Source organism: Flavihumibacter sp. UBA7668 (genome assembly GCF_002483205.1).
GTDB lineage: Bacteria > Bacteroidota > Bacteroidia > Chitinophagales > Chitinophagaceae > Flavihumibacter.
Genome location: NZ_DLHM01000004.1, coordinates 865840 through 884326 on the forward strand (window position 1 = coordinate 865840; position 18487 = coordinate 884326).

16 protein-coding genes are annotated in these 18487 nt (G+C 42.7%); 14 read left to right on the forward strand and 2 right to left on the reverse strand.

What is annotated here, in order from left to right:
- The first annotated feature begins 36 nt into the window (after positions 1-36).
- Together B2746_RS11710 and B2746_RS11715 are read left to right on the forward strand one after the other, a co-directional pair.
- On the forward strand, positions 37-3519 hold the full coding sequence (locus B2746_RS11710) for a hypothetical protein (RefSeq protein WP_290793876.1): 3483 nt from the start codon (positions 37-39) through the stop codon (positions 3517-3519).
- A 174-nt stretch (positions 3520-3693) separates the two neighbouring features.
- A complete protein-coding gene (locus B2746_RS11715; protein WP_290793878.1) occupies positions 3694-4209 on the forward strand; it encodes a hypothetical protein in 516 nt (171 codons plus the stop codon).
- Between the two features lie 148 nt (positions 4210-4357).
- Here the strand turns inward: B2746_RS11715 and B2746_RS11720 are convergent, their stop codons facing one another.
- Positions 4358-5332: a hypothetical protein gene (locus B2746_RS11720; protein WP_290793882.1), complete on the reverse strand. Its 975-nt coding sequence runs from the start codon at positions 5330-5332 to the stop codon at positions 4358-4360.
- A gap of 210 nt (positions 5333-5542) precedes the next feature.
- Between B2746_RS11720 and holA the strand changes: the two genes are divergently transcribed.
- Complete coding sequence (gene holA / locus B2746_RS11725) at positions 5543-6538, forward strand: DNA polymerase III subunit delta (protein ID WP_290793884.1); 996 nt, start codon at positions 5543-5545, stop codon at positions 6536-6538.
- Here the strand turns inward: holA and B2746_RS11730 are convergent.
- Positions 6531-7658, reverse strand: a complete 1128-nt coding sequence (locus B2746_RS11730; RefSeq protein ID WP_290793887.1) for a bifunctional riboflavin kinase/FAD synthetase — start codon at positions 7656-7658, stop codon at positions 6531-6533. The genes holA and B2746_RS11730 overlap by 8 nt on opposite strands.
- Positions 7659-7865: 207 nt before the next feature.
- Here B2746_RS11730 and B2746_RS11735 point away from each other — a divergent pair, with 207 nt between their 5' ends.
- The 11 genes from B2746_RS11735 to rnr all read left to right on the forward strand — a co-directional run bounded on the left by B2746_RS11735 (position 7866) and on the right by rnr (position 18484).
- Positions 7866-9041 carry an AIR synthase related protein gene (locus tag B2746_RS11735; protein ID WP_290793890.1) on the forward strand — a complete coding sequence of 392 codons (1176 nt, stop codon included), beginning with the start codon at positions 7866-7868 and terminating at the stop codon, positions 9039-9041.
- Positions 9042-9277: 236 nt separating this feature from the next.
- Positions 9278-10135, forward strand: coding sequence for a sigma-70 family RNA polymerase sigma factor (locus B2746_RS11740; RefSeq protein ID WP_039132713.1), 858 nt, complete (start codon positions 9278-9280; stop codon positions 10133-10135).
- Between the two features lie 163 nt (positions 10136-10298).
- Complete coding sequence (locus B2746_RS11745) at positions 10299-11150, forward strand: DUF4249 domain-containing protein (RefSeq protein WP_290793897.1); 852 nt, start codon at positions 10299-10301, stop codon at positions 11148-11150.
- A 66-nt stretch (positions 11151-11216) separates the two neighbouring features.
- On the forward strand, positions 11217-12170 hold the full coding sequence (gene trxB, locus B2746_RS11750) for a thioredoxin-disulfide reductase (protein WP_290793899.1): 954 nt from the start codon (positions 11217-11219) through the stop codon (positions 12168-12170).
- Positions 12171-12206: 36 nt separating this feature from the next.
- A complete protein-coding gene (locus B2746_RS11755; protein ID WP_290793902.1) occupies positions 12207-12593 on the forward strand; it encodes a dihydroneopterin aldolase in 387 nt (128 codons plus the stop codon).
- Positions 12594-12596: 3 nt separating this feature from the next.
- A complete protein-coding gene (locus B2746_RS11760) occupies positions 12597-13358 on the forward strand; it encodes a hypothetical protein (protein ID WP_290793904.1) in 762 nt (253 codons plus the stop codon).
- Positions 13359-13392: 34 nt separating this feature from the next.
- Complete coding sequence (locus tag B2746_RS11765) at positions 13393-14238, forward strand: DUF3822 family protein (protein ID WP_290793906.1); 846 nt, start codon at positions 13393-13395, stop codon at positions 14236-14238.
- The gene (locus tag B2746_RS11770) at positions 14226-14768 is read left to right on the forward strand and encodes an RsmD family RNA methyltransferase (protein ID WP_290793909.1); all 543 of its coding nucleotides are present in this window, start codon (positions 14226-14228) and stop codon (positions 14766-14768) included. The genes B2746_RS11765 and B2746_RS11770 overlap by 13 nt, the downstream gene beginning before the upstream one ends.
- A 3-nt stretch (positions 14769-14771) precedes the next feature.
- On the forward strand, positions 14772-15344 hold the full coding sequence (locus tag B2746_RS11775; RefSeq protein ID WP_290793911.1) for a 5-formyltetrahydrofolate cyclo-ligase: 573 nt from the start codon (positions 14772-14774) through the stop codon (positions 15342-15344).
- On the forward strand, positions 15334-16410 hold the full coding sequence (lpxK, locus tag B2746_RS11780; RefSeq protein ID WP_290793913.1) for a tetraacyldisaccharide 4'-kinase: 1077 nt from the start codon (positions 15334-15336) through the stop codon (positions 16408-16410). The genes B2746_RS11775 and lpxK overlap by 11 nt, the downstream gene beginning before the upstream one ends.
- A gap of 13 nt (positions 16411-16423) precedes the next feature.
- Complete coding sequence (rnr, locus tag B2746_RS11785) at positions 16424-18484, forward strand: ribonuclease R (RefSeq protein ID WP_290793916.1); 2061 nt, start codon at positions 16424-16426, stop codon at positions 18482-18484.
- The last annotated feature ends 3 nt before the right edge of the window (positions 18485-18487 follow it).

Consider the following 18487-nt stretch of genomic DNA (forward strand, 5'->3'; position numbering starts at 1 on the left):
AGTTAATTTTATCGCTTTAAGTGGAAACCGGGCCGATTGGGAAAACAACTGCTGATATTGTTGATGATCGTATTGTGGGGACAGTTACTCCTGGCACAGGCACCTTCACCCCTGAAACCACTTAAATCTTCCAATTTACGGAAGGCACTGATACCTGTAAAACAGGGAAAACTGCAGCTGGATACTATGACTATTGTGCCGGGAACCTTTCGCATCACCGGCATTTCCGATAGTTTGTACACGGTGGACTGGCTAAATGCTACCATCGAATTCAAAAGTTTACCTCCTTTCGATTCCGTGCTGGTTACCTGGAGAACATTCTCCTCCCGCCTCAATAAAGTGAAACAGGAATTGAATTTTGATAGTTTGTTGAACACCTATGTATCCCAGCAAACTATTCGAAGCATGGGAAATCCCGGTAGAAATGAGGAGGAGTTTTTCAATTTCGGAAATATCAATTACAGTGGAAGTTTTGGAAGGGGTATTTCCTTCGGAAATGCCCAGGATGCCGTGGTAACCTCTAATCTGAACCTGCAGATCAACGGCTTTTTGGGAGATAGTATTGAAATTGCAGCAGCGATCACAGATAATAATATCCCCATTCAACCTGACGGCACCACACAACAACTCAATGAGTTTGACCGCATTTTTCTGCAATTCAAAAAGAAAGGATGGCAGCTGAGTTTGGGTGATATTGATATCCGGCAAAACCGGAATTATTTTCTGAATTTTTATAAACGACTGCAGGGTGGGGCATTTGAAAATACCAGTTCTTTCGGTAATAATGTAGTCAACAGAACCATGTTCAGCGGCTCCATAGCCAAAGGGAAATTTACCAGAAATATATTTGATGGACAGGAAGGTAATCAGGGCCCTTATCGTCTTACCGGCTCCAATAACGAATTATATTTTGTAGTGCTTGCGGGAACTGAGCGGGTTTACCTGGATGGTGAATTATTGCAAAGAGGAGAGGATCGCGATTATGTAATCAATTACAATACAGCCGAAATTACCTTCACTCCCCGGCGTATGATCAGTAAGGATCGAAGGATACAGGTAGAGTTTGAATATGCCGACCGAAATTATCTGAACACCAATCTCTATTTATCCAATGAAACGGATATTGGGAAAAGATTCCGGGTAAGAATGGCTGCTTTTTCCAATAACGATGCAAAGAATTCACCAATTAATCAAACCCTTGATCCGCAACAGAAACAATTTCTGGGATTAATTGGAGACAGTGTGCAGTCCGCTTTTTACCCGGTTGCTTCCATTGATACTTTTTCTCCCGGGAAAATTTTGTATAAAAAAATTGAAGTGCTTGTAAATGGTGTACCTGATTCCATTTATATGTATTCCACCAATCCCGATAGTGCCCGGTTCAATTTAAGTTTTGTAGACGTTGGGCAGGGAAGAGGCAACTACCTTCCTGATCTGAATGCAGCAAATGGAAAAGTATTTCGCTGGGTGGAGCCATTAAATGGAATTCCACAGGGAAGATACGAAGCTGCAGCATTATTGGTAACCCCTAAAAAACAACAGGTACTAACCTTCGGTGCAGACTATATGGTAAGTGGAAAGACAACGGTCAGTGCGGATATTGGTATGAGTAATTATGATATCAATACCTATTCCAACAGGCAGAAAGGAAATGATAAAGGCTTTGCCGGCCGCCTGCAGTTTAAACATATTGAGAAGCTAAATAAAACACTGAATTTACAGGGTGATGGTTCCTTCGAATGGGTAGAAAAAAGTTTTAAACCTCTGGAACGTTTGAGAAATGTTGAATTTTCACGCGATTGGGGATTGCCACTTCTTGTTCAACCTGCTGATGAAACCATGTATGCAGCAGGATTGGAATTGAATAATGCAGCTTCCAGCAAATTACGATACCAGTTCACCGGATACAATCGGAGTGATGGGTTCAACGGAGCAAGAAATAGTTTGCTTCACCAGCAAATAGTAAAAGGATGGACCTTCAATAATCAATTCAATTATACGCAATCTTCAAGCCTGCAGGATAAAGGCTTTTTTTTGCGTCCCTCCTTTAATATTGCCAAAAATTTTTCAAGTTTACGCAATTATACACTTGGTTTCAGCTATGAACTGGAACACAATGAAGCCCGGAATAAAACAACTGATACCATTACACCCTATAGTTTTTCCTTTGATATTGTAAAGGTTTACCTCAAATCAAACGAACAGAAAGCCAATAAATGGGGATTAAGTTATTACACGCGCAGTGATCAATTGCCAATTGGAAAAGGACTGGTGCGTACAGATCGAAGCCAGAACTTCACGCTAACCGGTGAATTGATGTCGAGTGCTGCACATCAGTTGCGTGTAAATGCCACCTACCGTACTTTAGAGGTTTTTCAAAAAACAAGTACGAATGCTGAATCAGATAAAACCGTGCTTGGCCGTGTTGAATATATGATCAATGAATGGAAAGGATTGGTTACTGGAAATATTCTCTACGAATTAGGAGCAGGGCAGGAACAGAAACGGGATTTTGCATTTTTGGAAGTACCAGCCGGACAGGGAGAATATGCCTGGTTCGATTACAATAATGATGGAGTGCAACAATTGAATGAATTTGAAATTGCATTGTTTCAGGATCAGGCACAATATATTCGCATATTCACACCAACCAATGAATTTGTAAAAGCTGCTTACAATAGCTTTAACTATAGTATGGCGATAAATCCCAGAGCGGTTCTGGATCCGGCTTCTTCAAAAGGAATGAAAAAATTACTGACCCGTTTTAATCTGCAATCCTCCCTTCAATTATTCAGAAAACAATTGGCGGATGGTTCTATTCAGTTTAATCCGTTTAATAACAAACTGGTAGATAGTACACTGATCAGTTTAACCAGTGTGTGGATTAATAGTATGGCGTTTAACCGCTTCAGTTCTCGATGGGGTTTTGATATAAGTAATATCAGAAACAATGCAAAAATATTACTAACCTATGGATTGGAAAGTCGCGCTCAGCAGGAATGGAGTATACGCAGCCGGATGAATATTGCCAAACGTTATACATTGGAGTTAATCGGCAAAACCGGCGAAACGGATTTAACTACCGGCAATGAAAAATTCGACAATCGAAATTATGCAGTAAAACAACATTCTCTGGAACCAAAATTGAGCTTTACCAAAGGCGCTAATTTCAGAATTACCGGAGGTTACCGTTTTCAGAAAAAAAGAAATGATCTGGGCGTTTCTGAAACATTGAATTCCCATGCAATAAATACGGATGTCAAATATAATTTGCTACAAAATGCATCCTTGCAGGGTAAGTTTACCTATACCACAATTAAATATCCCTTTCCAACCAACTCAACGGTGAGTTATATCATGCTGGACGGCCTTCAACCCGGCAAGAATCTTCAATGGTCGCTCGATTTAACAAAACGATTAGGAAAAAACCTGGAGATGAATATTCAATATGAAGGCCGTAAACCGGGCGATAACCGGGTTATCCATATTGGACGGGCAGCCTTACGTGCGATATTATAATTAGCCCGTAAATACATAAGAATTGGGTGTATACAACACAAGGGTATGGATACATCTAACATTCATGAATAGCAGCAGTTGGTGGGCTGATACAAACCGTTCATAGACATTTCAATGCAGCAGAATATTGTTTAGATCCTTTGTTGTAATTTGCACCCAAATAAAATCCCTGATATGAAAAAAGTACTTTTATCCTTTGCTATGGCAATTGGCATTATGAGTGCAAATGCGCAGAGTAGTTACACAAGTGCAATTGGAGGAAGAATCGGAGGTTATTACGATCTTATTTCCGGGTCTTACAAAACCCATATTACTGAACCAGGTGCATTGGAATTTAACCTGGGATTCCGCGGATACAAAGGTGGTGGAATTGATTGGGTAACGGTAGCTTTCAGTGCTGCATACCAGCATCATTTTCCCATTAAGCCCGTACCCGGACTTCGTTGGTATGTTGGTGGTGGTTTAACTGCCTATAATTCTTTTTCGGATTATGATGGACTGAAAGGATTTGGTTTAGGCGTGTTTCCAACCGGCGGTATTGATTACAAATTCGAAAAAATTCCCTTGAACCTTTCTGCAGACGTTCGGCCAACAATTGGTGTGGTTGATCCATTCGACGGAGATGGTTACAAATACCGCAGTTTTCGTGGAGATAATTTCGGTATCTCTGCCCGTTATACCTTCCGGTAATCGAATTTAATTCTATAACAAATTGGCCGTCTCAAGTCATTGAGGCGGTTTTTTTTACCCGCCGGGTGTCACCCGACGGGTAAAAAAAAAACCGTCTGCCAAAGGCAGACGGTAATCTTCATGCTTTATTGGGTGTAATAATTAGATATTAACCGAACAGGCCACCTTTTTTCAGTTCGCGGGTTCCTTCACCAATTTTGAAACCATTATGGTAGATTTCAATTTTGTAGTTACCACGCTGGAAGTCGTTGGTAGATTTCCATGCGAACTCAACTGGCGTTTTCTTACCTGTTTCTATTTTAACCGGAACTTTTGCAGTGAAAGGTTTGTCACCATCTTCACGGGTTGTAAAGTTACCTGAACCCAGGCTTTCCTGAGATACTGGCTTACCATCAGGTCCGATTACAACTACATAAACTTCTGCACTTCCAGCGGGAGCAATACGGTTGTCAACATCAAAGGAGATAACCAGTTTGTCTACACGCTTAGCGGAAGTAGTAACTTTTTCTTTACCGCTATTTTTCTCATTGATGGGAGTGATTGCAATATTGTATGCATTCAGCGTAGAAGCGATGTCTACCGTTTTCTCCAGTTCCTGCTTGGCTGAAGTGGTGGTTGCCAAATCCGTGCTAAGCTGGGTAGTTTTTTGTCTTTCTGAACCGAGGTCAGTATTCAACTGAGTGTTCTCAGCGGTCAGACGGGCAACTTCCTGTTCCAGGTTAGCTACTTTCTCATTCATTTCTGCAATCAGTGATTTTGCTTTTTTCAATTCAGCAGCACTCGCATTGCTTTTATTAAGAATGCTGCGAATCTGCGTTTTCAGTTTAGAAATTTCACTGTTTTTATCGGTCAGTTTACCTTCAAGTTGATTGTTGAAACCGGTAACTGAATCAAGCCGGGCGAGAGATGCATCAAAATTACGCTGCAGCTCCGTTTTTTCATCTGTAACCTGTGCAATGGTTGCTTCTTTTTGCTGAATTGTTTGTTCGTTTTTGTTATTGTTCCATAACAAATAACCCCAGGTTCCAAGCAGACCTGCTGCCAGTAACGCGATGATCAAGCCCTTATAATCTTTTTTAGGTTCTTGAGTTGGGGTGGCTGATGGATAGTTTGATGTGCTCATTATGTATTGTTTTTCGAATTTAGAAATGGTTATAAATCAGGTTTATAAAGGTTTTTAAGTGAATGCTATGAAAGCCCTTTCGAAAACCGTGCCAAAAAAAATAAGAGGGTAAAATTAAGCAGTATTCAGGGGGTGGGAAAGCAGGCTGCACCGCAATTTCCGCTTTTTTTCCCAGCTTTCAATTATTATTGCAAACCTGAAATCAAAAGCATGTCCGTAGATAAGATCCTGGCAGACTGGAAGAAAAAACAATTCAAACCTGTTTATTGGCTGGAAGGCGAAGAAGATTATTACATTGATAAGGTGATGCAGGTGGCAGAACACCAGCTTTTATCGGAAGCTGAAGCCGGATTTAACCTTACTGTTTTTTACGGAAGGGAAGCAAACTGGGCAGATGTTGTTAATGCCTGCATGAAATACCCCATGTTTTCAGACAAACAGGTGGTGCTTATAAAAGAAGCACAGCAAATGAAAGATCTGGATAAATTGGAACACTATATCAGTCATCCGCTGTCTTCCACCATTCTCGTTGTTGGCCACAAGGAAAAAAAAGTGGATGGCCGCAGCAAGCTCGCCAAACTGTTGAAAGATAAAACCGAGTTGGTTCAAACCAAAAAAATGTACGAAAACCAATTACCTGCCTGGGCAGAAAAATTGGTGCAGTCCAAAGGTTATACCATTCAGCAAAAAGCCTGTCTTCTTTTGGTGGATCATATTGGAAATGATTTGAGCAGGATCGAAAACGAAATTGATAAATTGTTAATCAATCTTGGAACCCGAACCAATATAACGGAAGATGATATTGAAAAATTCATTGGTGTCAGCAAAGAATTTAATGTGTTTGAATTGCAGGAAGCCATTGCCAGAAAAGATTTACCCAAAGCAATCCGGATCGTTCAGTATTTTGAAAGCAATCCCAAAGCTGGGCCCATTCAAATGATTCTGCCGGCTCTTTATAATTATTTCAGTAAAGTATTTATGATTTTCGGGGTGCATAGTTCGGATGAAAAACTGATTGCATCCACCATTGGAACTTCCCCCTTTTTTGTAAAGGATTATATTCAGTGTTCTCAGCGCTATGGCTATGATGGTATTGAACGGATTCTTTTACTGCTTCATCAATATAACCTTCGGTCTATCGGAATAAACGACAGCGGAACATCTGATAGTGGTTTGCTGAAAGAATTGTTGGTGAAAATTATGTAAGGCCAAGTGCCTGTATACTGGCAATTTTATCTTTGCCCAATTGTTCTTTCAAAGCATCCAGCCCATTGAATTTCTGCTCAGCCCGCAACCATTTTTTAAGCGTAACACAAATGGTTTCACCATAAATATCTTTTTTGAAATCAAAGATATTCACCTCAATAACCCGGCTGAGACCATCAACCGTTGGCCGCACGCCAATATTCATCATGCCATTCAGGTGTTCAGGATCGCTTAGTGTTTTGTTTGGAAAGGACACGGTAACTGCATAAACTCCATTCGCCGGAATCAGTTTTTCATTGTCAATCAATTGGAGATTGGCAGTTGGGTAACCCAATGTCCGGCCCAATTGATTGCCTTTGACAACCAGCCCTTCAAAAAAATAATCATAACCAAGCAGGTTGCCTGCGAGCTCGATATCACCCTGAAGTAATGCCTGCCGGATTCTGGTGGAACTGATCGTAGCTTCTTCCAGCAGTTTGCCGGGGATTTCCACCAAACCGAAGGCCTGTTCTGCTGCATAGGTTTCTAACAGCTTGAAATCGCCTTCTCTGTTTTGACCAAAACGATGATCATATCCAATAATAACGGTGTGCGGATGAAAATTTTGGATGAGGAATTCCTCTACATAAGCTTTCGGAGATTGAGCAGCAAATTCAGGGGTAAATGGTACCACTACCAGGTGATCAATCCCTGCTGCCTCCAGCAGCTTAATTTTTTCAGCCATACTGTTCAATAACAGGACCGGTTGTAATTCTTTGCCGACAATCCTTCTCGGATGCGGGTGAAAAGTTAGGATAACGGTTTCTCCGTTAACTTCTTTTGCCAAACTTTTCATTTGCTCAATAATGGACCCATGTCCCAAATGAACGCCGTCAAAAGTACCAATCGTGAGTATGGCATTTTGAAATAAGGGAAGTTGTTCAATATTACGATGTACCTGCATAGGGAGGGCAAAAATAGTGAAAAGTGAAAGGTGAAAGGTGAAAGGTGAAAGGAGAAAAGGAGAAAAGGAGAAGGGAGGAGGGAGAAGGGAAAGGATAAAAGTAGGGGGAAGTTGTAAGGCTATCGGAAGGGCGATGCTAAAGCGAACATAAGATATCCAACCACTTAAAAACAGCATAGAAACAATTAGAAACAGAATAGAAAGAACAAGGAAATCAATCCGGTATTTTATCTAATATGCTGTTTTTCATACAGTCGAGTATATTCTTAGAGTCGTATAAAACATTTCGTTTTTTTCACCTCTCACCTCTCACCTCTCTCTTTTCACCTTTCATCTTTCACCTTTCACCTTTTTTCCCCACCTTCGCAGTTCGAAATCGCAATCATGAGTTTGTATTCAAAAAGAGGTGTATCTGCACAAAAGGAAGAAGTTCATAAAGCAACGGAAAAATTGGATCAGGGGCTCTATGCGCACGCATTTTGCAAAATCTACCCTGATTATCTTGGAAATGATGCCGATTGGGTAAACCTCATGCATGCGGATGGTGCCGGCACCAAAAGTATTCTGGCTTTTCTTTACTGGAAAGAAACCGGCAACCTCGATGTTTGGAAAGGAATTGCTCAGGATGCCATCGTTATGAATATTGATGACCTGCTTTGTGTAGGCATTCATGATAATCTGCTTTTTTCCTCCACCATTGACCGCAATAAACGACTTATTCCGGGCGAAGTATTGGAAGCCATCATATCCGGAACACAGGAGTTTTTTGATGAAATGAAAACCTACGGGGTGGGTATCCATTACCTGGGTGGAGAAACCGCAGATGTTGGTGATGTGGTCCGATCTATCGCCGTAAATGGAACGATGACCGCCCGCTGGCCCAAAAATAAACTGATTACCAATGATTTAATCAAAGCTGGCGATGTAATTGTCGGATTTGCAAGCGCCGGGCAATCCAATTACGAAAAAACATATAACAGCGGAATCGGCAGTAACGGACTTACCAGTGCCCGTCATGATGCCCTGCATAAAGACTATGCCAGCCAGTTTCCGGAGTCCTTTGATACCGGTTTACCGGAAGAAGTTGTTTATATCGGTCCCAATCACCTTACAGATGCGGTTGAAGTGGCCGGTTTCCCAACAACCGATATCGGTCACCTGTTGTTAAGTCCGACCCGCACCTACGCACCCCTCATGAAAGTATTGCTGGAGGAATATTTCGGTGCTATTCATGGACTGGTTCATTGCAGCGGCGGCGGACAAACAAAATGTCTTAAATACCTGCCGGAGCCTTTCCGGATAATCAAAGACAATCTTTTTGAGCCTCCCGTAGTTTTTGATCTACTTAAAAATGCCTCCGGCAGCGACTGGCGGGAAATGTACCAGGTCTTTAACATGGGTCATCGTTTGGAAGTTTTTACCACAGAAGCTGCTGCTGACCAACTGATTGCAGCTGGAAAAGCACTCGGACTGGGAGGAAATATCGTGGGAAGGGTGGAAGCATCCGGCAAAAAGGAATTAGTTCTTCACAGTCCGGATGGCTCTATCGTTCACTATTAAACGAACTTACCGCAAACCGTTGCGGTACGCCCAGCCTGCATTTGAGCCTGGACACAGTTCCTCCTTTAGCCTTGATAAGCAGATAATTATCCACAAAAGCTATGATTTCTAGCAAGCAGTAGTTATCTTTGCAGACAGTTCTGGACCATTTTCGCCTATCTTTAACTGGTAGTTATACAACTATTGGCGAACCGTAAGCGTCATATGAGCGTTATTCATTAAATTAATAGACAGGCATGAGGCAGCTAAAAATTGCTACACAGATTACCAACCGCGACTCCCAGGCGGTAGAAAAGTATTTGCAGGAAATCTCTAAAATCTCCATGATTACCCCGGAAGAGGAAACAACCCTCGCCCAGCGGATTAAAATGGGTGATCAGAGAGCCCTGGACAAGCTGGTTCAGGCGAACCTTCGTTTCGTGGTATCTGTGGCAAAGCAATACCAACACCAGGGTCTTTCCCTGAGTGACCTGATCAATGAAGGAAATCTTGGTCTGATCAAAGCCGCACAACGTTTTGATGAAACCAAGGGTTTTAAATTTATCTCCTATGCCGTATGGTGGATTCGTCAGTCCATTCTTCAGGCTTTGGCTGAGCAGGGTCGTCTGGTTCGTTTGCCTCAGAACAAGATCGGAACCTATAACAAAGCCAATAAAGCTTATATGGCATTCGAACAGGAACATGAGCGGGAGCCTTCAACTGAAGAGCTCGCTGAAATCCTGGAAATGAGCGAAACTGAAATCAATAATATTTTTCAAAGTAATACCCGTCACACTTCACTCGATGCACCCGTTCACGAAGCCGAAGATGTTGCAATGGGTGATTTGCTGGAAGGAAGTGACGATACCGACGAAGACGTTATGCAGGATTCTCTCCGGAATGAAATTCGGCGGGTATTGAAATCTTTGAGTCCCCGTGAAGCGGAAATTGTTAACGCTTATTTTGGCCTGGATGGTGAAAATGGAGTAACCATTGAGCAAATTGGACAGAAATACGATCTTACCAAAGAGCGTATCCGCCAAATCAAAGAAAGAGCCATCAAGCGCCTGCAAAAGGCCCGCTATAGCAATGCACTGAAAGCGTATCTGGGATAATGGTGAAAGGTGAAAGGTGAAAGGTGAAAGGTGAATGGTGAATTCCCGGGAAAGCGTAAAATAGTGGCCGTCTCTTAACCAGGAGATGGCCTTTTTTTTAACCTTTTCTCACATGTTTTGTTGTATGGACCCTATGCGGATCATTTTTCTTTACCTTATTCTTTTGACAGGACTTATATCCTGCGAAAAATCTGTCCGGTTTGACCTGGACAAACAGGAAACTAAACTGGTGGTGGAAGGCACCATCGAAACCGGAACAGCTCCGCTTTTCTTCCTATCCCGCAGCCTGGATTTTTTTAGCGAAATCAATCCCGAAATACTAACGGGCTCCTTTGTGCGAAATGCCGTTGTGCGTGTATCCAATGGAACAAAAACCCACCAGTTGAAAGAATATGGAATTCCAACACCGGCGGGAACTATTTATTATTATTCAACGGACTCCTCTAATCTTGCAACAGCATTTATCGGAGAGGAAGGAACATCCTATTCTCTGGAAATTACCGTAGAAGGAAAAATCTATACCGCCAATACAACTATACCTTTCCATAGAAAAACAGTTGATTCACTCTGGTGGAGGCCGTCCATCAATAATCCGGATACCAATAAAGTGGTGATGATGGCCAGGGTAACAGATCCCCCCGGATTTGGAAACTATATCCGTTTTTTTAACTCAACCAATGGAGGCCCCTTCAATCCCGGATTAAATTCAGTATTCGACGATCAGATCGTTGATGGAAGTGCTTATGATATTGAAGTGGAAAAAGGCATCAATCGGAATGAAGAAATTGATTTTGAAACCTATTCCTTCTTTGACAGGGGAGATACCGTTATCCTTAAATTTACCAATATCGATAAAGCCTGTTTCGATTTCTGGAGAACCATGGAATACAATTATGGCTCCATAGGTAGTCCGTTTGCCAACCCAACCAGGGTGTTAAGTAATATTAAAGGCGGTGCCCTGGGGTATTTCGGCGGTTACTCAGTACAGTATGATACACTCGTTATCCCCAAGTGATTTCACTCACATTGAATTAACAAATTTGAATGTAAATTTGCAGGCTCTAAACTTTAATAGACCCGTATGGATAATAAATCAACCGAACACGTACACAGTTTAATAATTGGCTCTGGTCCGGCTGGATACACTGCCGCAATATATGCGTCCCGCGCCGCTTTGAACCCGGTTTTATACCAGGGGATTCAGCCTGGCGGGCAATTAACCATCACTACAGAAGTGGAAAACTATCCGGGTTATGCCCAGGGAATCCAGGGACCTGAAATGATGGAGGATTTTGAAAAACAGGCCAAACGTATGGGCGCCGATATCCGCTATGGATTGGCTACCAGTGTGGATTTTTCAAAACGTCCTTTTACAGTTGTAATTGATGAGGAAAAAACGATCACTGCAGATTCTGTCATCATAGCAACAGGCGCATCTGCAAAATGGCTGGGTATCGAAAGCGAACAAAAGCTGAATGGGTTTGGTGTAAGTGCCTGTGCCGTATGTGATGGATTCTTTTTTAAAGGAAAGGAAGTGGCAATTGTTGGTGCCGGTGATACGGCCTGTGAAGAAGCACTCTATCTGTCCAAATTGACAACGCGGGTACACATGATCGTTAGAAAAGGGGAGGATGGAATGAAAGCTTCCAAAGTGATGCAGGATCGCGTTAAAGCAACACCGAATATTACCATTTACTGGAATACTGAAACCGATGAGATTCTGGGTGATAAGAAGGTGGAAGGAGTCCGCATTAAAAATATACTGACCGGTGAAAAGACAGAAATCGCCCTAAACGGTTTTTTTGTTGCCATCGGCCACCAGCCCAACTCAGATATTTTTAAAGGTTGGCTGGAAATGGATGAAGCCGGGTATATAAAAACCGTTCCCGGAACCTCCAAAACCAGCGTGGAAGGGGTTTTTGCCGCTGGTGATGTGCAGGATAAAATTTATCGTCAGGCGGTTACTGCCGCCGGAAGTGGCTGTATGGCAGCCCTTGATGCAGAGCGTTTTCTCTCTGCAGCAGGACACGTTTAAAAAAATAATACTGGAGTCTATCGCATAATTGATAATTTGGCGGCAAGTAAAGCCGCCAAATTTGTTATGTTAACCGTTCACCTGCACCAACTGGTTTTCCATGGTTTCCATGGACTTTTTCCCGGAGAAGAACAAACCGGGAATGATTTTGAAGTGAATCTCGATGTACATTATGTTGTCAAAAAAGACAGATATGACAGTCTCAAACACCTGATCAGCTATGAAGACTTGTTTATAATTGTTCAGAAAAGAATGGCTATCCCAACCCCTTTGCTGGAAGAAATTGCTGACTCAATAATTCATAAAATTCATCATCAATTCGGTAATATTGTCAAAATCACGATCAGTATTTATAAACTAAATGCGCCGATCCATCAGTTTAATGGAAAGGTGGGCATCAGTTTGACCCGTAGTTTTGATTAGTTCATGAAACGATTATTTCTTCTGCTTGCTTTTTATTCCGGATTGATTTCAGCGTGTTTGGCGCAGGAAACTGAGCAGCTTATAAAAAAAGCCGATGAGTTTGAAAAGGCACTGAATGATCAGTTGGCTTATCAGCAATACCTCCGGGTGTTGGAAGTAGAGCCGGCCAATCATACCGCTTTATTTAAAGCAAGTTTGCTGGCAGATCGGCTGGGGAACAGGCTGGAAGCTGAAAAGGCGAAACGGGATGCCTATTATAAAAAAGCAAATCAATTTGCCAGTAAAGCATTGCAACTCTATCCCAATTCAGGAGATGCTCATTTTACAATGGCAGTTTCCCTGGGAAGGGTGGCATTGATGAGTTCGGGTAAAGAATTGGTGGAATCAATAAAGAAGATCAAATACCACGCAGATAAAGCGATACAGATAAATCCCAATGATTTTCGTCCTTACCATGTATTGGGGCGGTGGTATTATGAAATCTCGGATCTGGGCAGTTTTAAAAGAGGAGCGGTGAAGTTATTTTATGGCGCCTTCCCCGATGCAAGCTTTGATCTGGCAGCCAAAGCGTATGAAAAAAGCATGGCACTCAACCCTTCCTTTATCCTCAATTATTTCGAACTGGCCCGGGCATATCACCAGTTGGATCAACGGGCCAAAGCCATCGGCCTGCTTAAAAAAATGCAAACATTACCTGCAAAGATGGAGGACGACGTAAAAGTTAAGGCAGCAGGAAAAAAACTGCTGCACAAACTGGCGGCCTGATTATTGGGAATACCGTATTATTGCAGCACTTGTTATGTCTTATACTACCAATTATAGTATTGCGTTGGAAGAGCTCTCTGATCTGTCTGACAAACACCTCCTGGTTCAATTGAGCGGTGAGGGAATCCGTTTGCTCGGACTTGATGAAAACAGGCAGCCGCTGCTGCTGGAAATTTATCAGTTTGAAATAAATGAGGAAGATGCCTCTATTTCATTGAAGGATTGGATAATGGATAAAAAAGACTGGATCCGTCAATGGAAAAAAGTACATGTTTTATATCAGTCGCAACAGGTGACGCTTATCCCATCTGCTTTGTATGGAAATGATAATGGAAAGGAGTGGCTGGATTGCCAATTTGGTGATCTGTTCAAAGGCACTATGTTAACAGACCTACATTTAAACGGAGAACATTATACGGTATTTCGTATGCCCAGTTCCGTTTATTCTGCGATGGCCGATCTTCATTCCAATGCAACCCATACGCACCAGCTAACCACCTGGATGCAGGAACTTAATAAACGGAATCATCCGGAAGAAGGGATTTTATATCTGGTAATTGATCAGCACCGGATTTTTATGGCATTGCATCATACTGGCTGGAAGTTTTTCCAGCAGTTGGATTACCAAACTCCGGATGATGTCAGTTACCTGGTTCTGTCGGTTTTACAACAATTCGGGCTTGCTCCGGAATCGACAAAGGTTGAATGGTCGGGCTGGATGGAAACTTCCAGTGCGCTTTACCTTGATCTCTATAAATACCTGGGCAATCTGGCTTTGAGCCCGATGCCGGACGGCATTCAATTGAACGACCGGCAATTGCAGGGAATGAATGCTCATTTTTTTACCCCACTTATTCAGGCAGGATTATGCGTATCATAAGCGGAAAACTGGGTGGCAGAAGAATTCAGCCTCCAACCAATATGCCTTATACCAGGCCTACAACTGATATAGCCAAAGAAGGGTTATTTAATATTCTTCAAAACAATATTGAATTTGAAGGCGCCAAAACCCTCGATCTCTTTGGTGGAACGGGAAGCATCAGTTATGAATTGGGCTCCCGTGGCGCAATAGAGCAGGTGATTGTTGAAAAAGATCCAACCATGCATGCGTTCATTTCCAAAACAGTGAAGGAATTGGGAATGGAAGAAAGCATTCGGGTGGTGCGTATGGAGGTATTTAAATACATGGAAAGTTGTACCGATCAATATGATTTTATATTTGCTGGTCCGCCGTATGCTTTGACCACTATTGATGAGTTGCCCAAAAAAGTGGTGGAAAAAGAATTGCTGAAACCAGGCGGTATGTTTGTGCTGGAACATACGCCACGAAACAATTATCAGGGTTATACCTGGTTTGTTCAGGAACGTAATTATGGAACTACTGTGTTTTCTTTTTTTATCAATCGCTGAGCCATGACAAAAGCGGAGTGCAGAATTGATTTCCTCAATCGAAGATTGGCACTTTCAGAAAAGGAGAGGAGCCGACGGGATGACCTGATCCTGATACACTTTCAACAATGGCAATGGCCCGATCAGTTGGAAACCGTGTTGTCTTACTGGCCGTTAAAAGAGAAAGCAGAACCCAATACCTTTTTGCTGACCGATTTTATGGAGTTCCGAATTCCGATGCTGCAACTGGCATATCCGGTTATTCATCCCGGTAAACCTGAAATGGAAGCCCTGCTGGTAAATGAAGAAACAGATTACAGGAAAAATAAATACGGTATTGCAGAACCGGTGGAAGGACAGGTGATTGATCCGGCCGATCTGCATCTGGTATTGGTTCCCCTGCTGGCATTTGATAAAAAAGGGTATCGCCTGGGCTATGGGAAAGGGTATTATGACCGGTTTCTAACTAATGTGCCTTCAGATTGTTATAAACTGGGAATCAGTTACTTTGAACCGTTAGAGGCGCTGCCCGGATTGGATCAGTTTGATCTGCCTTTAAATGGTTGTTTAACCCCGGATGCATTCTATGAATTTTAATTTTCCCCTGCTGAAGCCTTTGCGGATGTTGTTGTTTCCGTTTTCCCTACTGTATTGGGTGGCCATTTTTCTGAGAAACAAACTCTATGATTGGAAGGTGTTGAAGAGTGCCAGTTTTAATATTCCCATTGTATGCGTAGGTAATATTGCGGCAGGTGGAACCGGTAAATCGCCTATGGTGGAATGGTTGCTCCGGCAATTTGGAAAGGAGCTGAAAATGGCTACCCTTAGCCGGGGATACAAACGAAAAACCAGCGGGTATGCATTGGCTAATGCGGAAACAACAGCACTGGAAATCGGCGATGAACCCATGCAGTTTCATCTGAAATTTCCGCATGTTTCAGTGGCTGTGGGGGAGGAAAGGGTAGTAGCTGTTCCGCTTTTGCTGCATGATCGGCCGGAAACGGAATTAATTGTGCTGGATGATGCCTTTCAGCACCGTGCAATAAAGGCTGGCCTGAATATTGTCTTAACCGATTACAGTAATTTATACTCCCGCGACTGGTACCTGCCAACCGGTGATCTGCGGGATGAAAAAAGAAGTGCGGAGCGTGCGGATATTATTGTAGTAACCAAATGTCCGGCTAATCTGAGTGAGCAGCAGGCAAAAGAAATTGAAAAGGAATTAGAACCAGCCCCCCGGCAGGAACTTTTTTTTGCCAGTATCTCCTATGGCAGCCCCTATCAATTGGTGAGCCGGCAGGAACGGAAACTGGAGGCGAATATGGAAGTGTTGCTGGTAACCGGCATCGCCAATCCAAAACCTTTAAAACGCCTGCTATCGGAAAAGGTAGCGAGTTATGAACAAATGGTGTTCAGTGATCACCATATTTTCACCATCGATGATATAAAAGAAATCGAACGCCGGTTTAGTCAGCTGGGTGGAAATAAAAAAATAATATTGACAACTGAAAAAGATGCAGTTCGGTTGATGAAGTTTCAGCAGGATTTGGCAGCCTGGTCGCTGTATGTACTTCCTATAGAAATGGTCTTTTTATTTAATAAGATGGACCGCTTTAAATCGATTATCGGTACATTTAGCAGACAGTTTTCTGCTTCTGCTTAACCGAAAAAGTGAAATGATGAGTAAAAAGAAACAAACTAAAAAAAAGCAAAAACCAGCTGGCGCAGACAATGCGCTTCCGGTTGGTCGGATGGATATTACCCGTAGTGGAATGGGATTCGTGATTGTGGAGGGAATGGAGCAGGATATCCTGGTTCGGCCCAATGATTTTAATACTGCCATGCATGGCGACCGGGTTCGGGTGCAGGTGATGCGATCTTCCGGAAGAGGAGGGGGCCGCCTGCAGGGAATCGTAACCGAAGTGGTAGATCGTAAGCAGCAACTATTTATGGGGAAGCTGGAACTGAGCAAAACCTTCGCCTTTTTTATTCCGGAAAGTGATAAGCCTATGCCGGATATTTATATACCTCTTGAAAAACTACAGGGTGCCGCAAATGGTGCACGTGCTGTGGTTAAAATTATTGAATGGTCCAATAATAAAAAACCGGTTGGAGAAGTAGTTGAGTTATTGGAAGAGCAGGAGCCAAATGACCTGGCCATGAAAGAAATTATTCTGGAAAATGGTTTCCCGATGGCTTTTCCTGAAGATGTGCTGGAAGAAACTGCACGAATTCCCGATACGATTGATAAAAAAGAAATCGATCGTAGAAAAGATGTTCGGAAGGTGTTGACCTTTACCATCGATCCTGTAGATGCCAAGGATTTTGATGATGCCATTTCTTTCCGTTCTGTGAAAGGAGGATATGAAATCGGGGTACATATTGCCGATGTAAGCCATTATGTGGAGCAGGATACGGAGTTGGATAAGGAGGCTTATAAGCGGGCTACATCCGTTTATTTGCCGGATCGGGTGAACCCCATGTTGCCGGAACGGATTTCTAATGAGCTTTGTTCCCTGCGTCCGCATGAAGATAAACTCACCTTTTCTGCGATTTTCCAAATGAATGCCCGCGGAGATGTGAAAGATTTCTGGCTGGGAAGAACCGTTATCCATTCTGATCATCGCTTCACCTATGAAGAAGTGCAGGAGATTATTGAATCGGAAGATGGATTATATAAGGAAGAAATTTTATTGCTGAATAAATTCGCACAACGTTTCCGTAAACAACGGTTTAAGAAAGGTGCGATTAATTTCTCCTCGCAGGAAGTCCGCTTTAAACTTGATGAAAACCGCAAGCCGATTGGTATCATGATCAAAGAGAGTAAGGAAGCACATCAATTGATTGAGGAATTTATGTTGCTGGCTAATAGGACGGTGGCGGAATATGTCAGCAAAATTGAAGTGAATAAAAAAACGCTTCCCTTCCCTTATCGGGTACACGACCAGCCGGATGAAGAAAAGCTGACTCCATTTGCTGCCTTCGCCAGAAAATTCGGACATGGATTTGATACCAAATCACCCGAACGCATTGCCGCTTCTTTTAACCAGTTATTACTGGATGTAAAAGGAAAGCCGGAACAGCATGTGCTGGAGCAATTGGGAATCCGTACCATGGCTAAAGCGGTGTACACCACCAAAAATATCGGACACTACGGATTGGGATTCGAACATTATGCGCATTTTACTTCGCCTATCCGTCGTTACCCGGATGTATTGGTGCACCGGGTTTTGCAGGAAGTGCTGGATGAAAAATTTCTTCCCGATAAAAAAATGGAAGAAAAATGCAAACACTGCAGTGAGCGGGAACGTGCTGCCATGGATGCAGAACGCGCTTCCAATAAATACAAGCAGGTAGAATACCTGATGAATTTTCTGGGGGAAGAATTTGATGGAGTAATCAGTGGCGTTTCCTCCTTTGGTTTCTGGGTTGAAACGGTGGAACATAAATGTGAGGGACTGGTAAGTATTGTAAGCTTATCGGACTATGATGATTTCAGGCATGTGGAAACAGATTATATGCTGGCCGGACGGCGATCGGGCAGAACCTTCCGAATGGGAGATAAGGTTCGTATTAAGGTGGTGGCAGCCAATTTGGAAAAACGACAACTGGATTATGAGTGGGTAATTAGTACAGCCATAAAAGAAGAAGGTGGAACAGCTGCAGCAAGAAAAGCCACCACTAAGAAACCGGACACAAAAAAATCCGCGGCAAAAAAATCAAAAAAGAAAAAATAAGGC

Coding starts and splice junctions, on each gene's coding strand:
- B2746_RS11715 (WP_290793878.1), top strand. CDS start 3,694: ATGAAAAAAGTACTTTTATCCTTTGCTATGGCAATTGGCATTATGAGT.
- B2746_RS11720 (WP_290793882.1), bottom strand. CDS start 5,332: ATGAGCACATCAAACTATCCATCAGCCACCCCAACTCAAGAACCTAAA.
- holA (WP_290793884.1), top strand. CDS start 5,543: ATGTCCGTAGATAAGATCCTGGCAGACTGGAAGAAAAAACAATTCAAA.
- B2746_RS11730 (WP_290793887.1), bottom strand. CDS start 7,658: ATGCTGTTTTTAAGTGGTTGGATATCTTATGTTCGCTTTAGCATCGCC.
- B2746_RS11735 (WP_290793890.1), top strand. CDS start 7,866: ATGAGTTTGTATTCAAAAAGAGGTGTATCTGCACAAAAGGAAGAAGTT.
- B2746_RS11740 (WP_039132713.1), top strand. CDS start 9,278: ATGAGGCAGCTAAAAATTGCTACACAGATTACCAACCGCGACTCCCAG.
- trxB (WP_290793899.1), top strand. CDS start 11,217: ATGGATAATAAATCAACCGAACACGTACACAGTTTAATAATTGGCTCT.
- B2746_RS11760 (WP_290793904.1), top strand. CDS start 12,597: ATGAAACGATTATTTCTTCTGCTTGCTTTTTATTCCGGATTGATTTCA.
- B2746_RS11765 (WP_290793906.1), top strand. CDS start 13,393: ATGTCTTATACTACCAATTATAGTATTGCGTTGGAAGAGCTCTCTGAT.
- B2746_RS11770 (WP_290793909.1), top strand. CDS start 14,226: ATGCGTATCATAAGCGGAAAACTGGGTGGCAGAAGAATTCAGCCTCCA.
- B2746_RS11775 (WP_290793911.1), top strand. CDS start 14,772: ATGACAAAAGCGGAGTGCAGAATTGATTTCCTCAATCGAAGATTGGCA.
- lpxK (WP_290793913.1), top strand. CDS start 15,334: ATGAATTTTAATTTTCCCCTGCTGAAGCCTTTGCGGATGTTGTTGTTT.
- rnr (WP_290793916.1), top strand. CDS start 16,424: ATGATGAGTAAAAAGAAACAAACTAAAAAAAAGCAAAAACCAGCTGGC.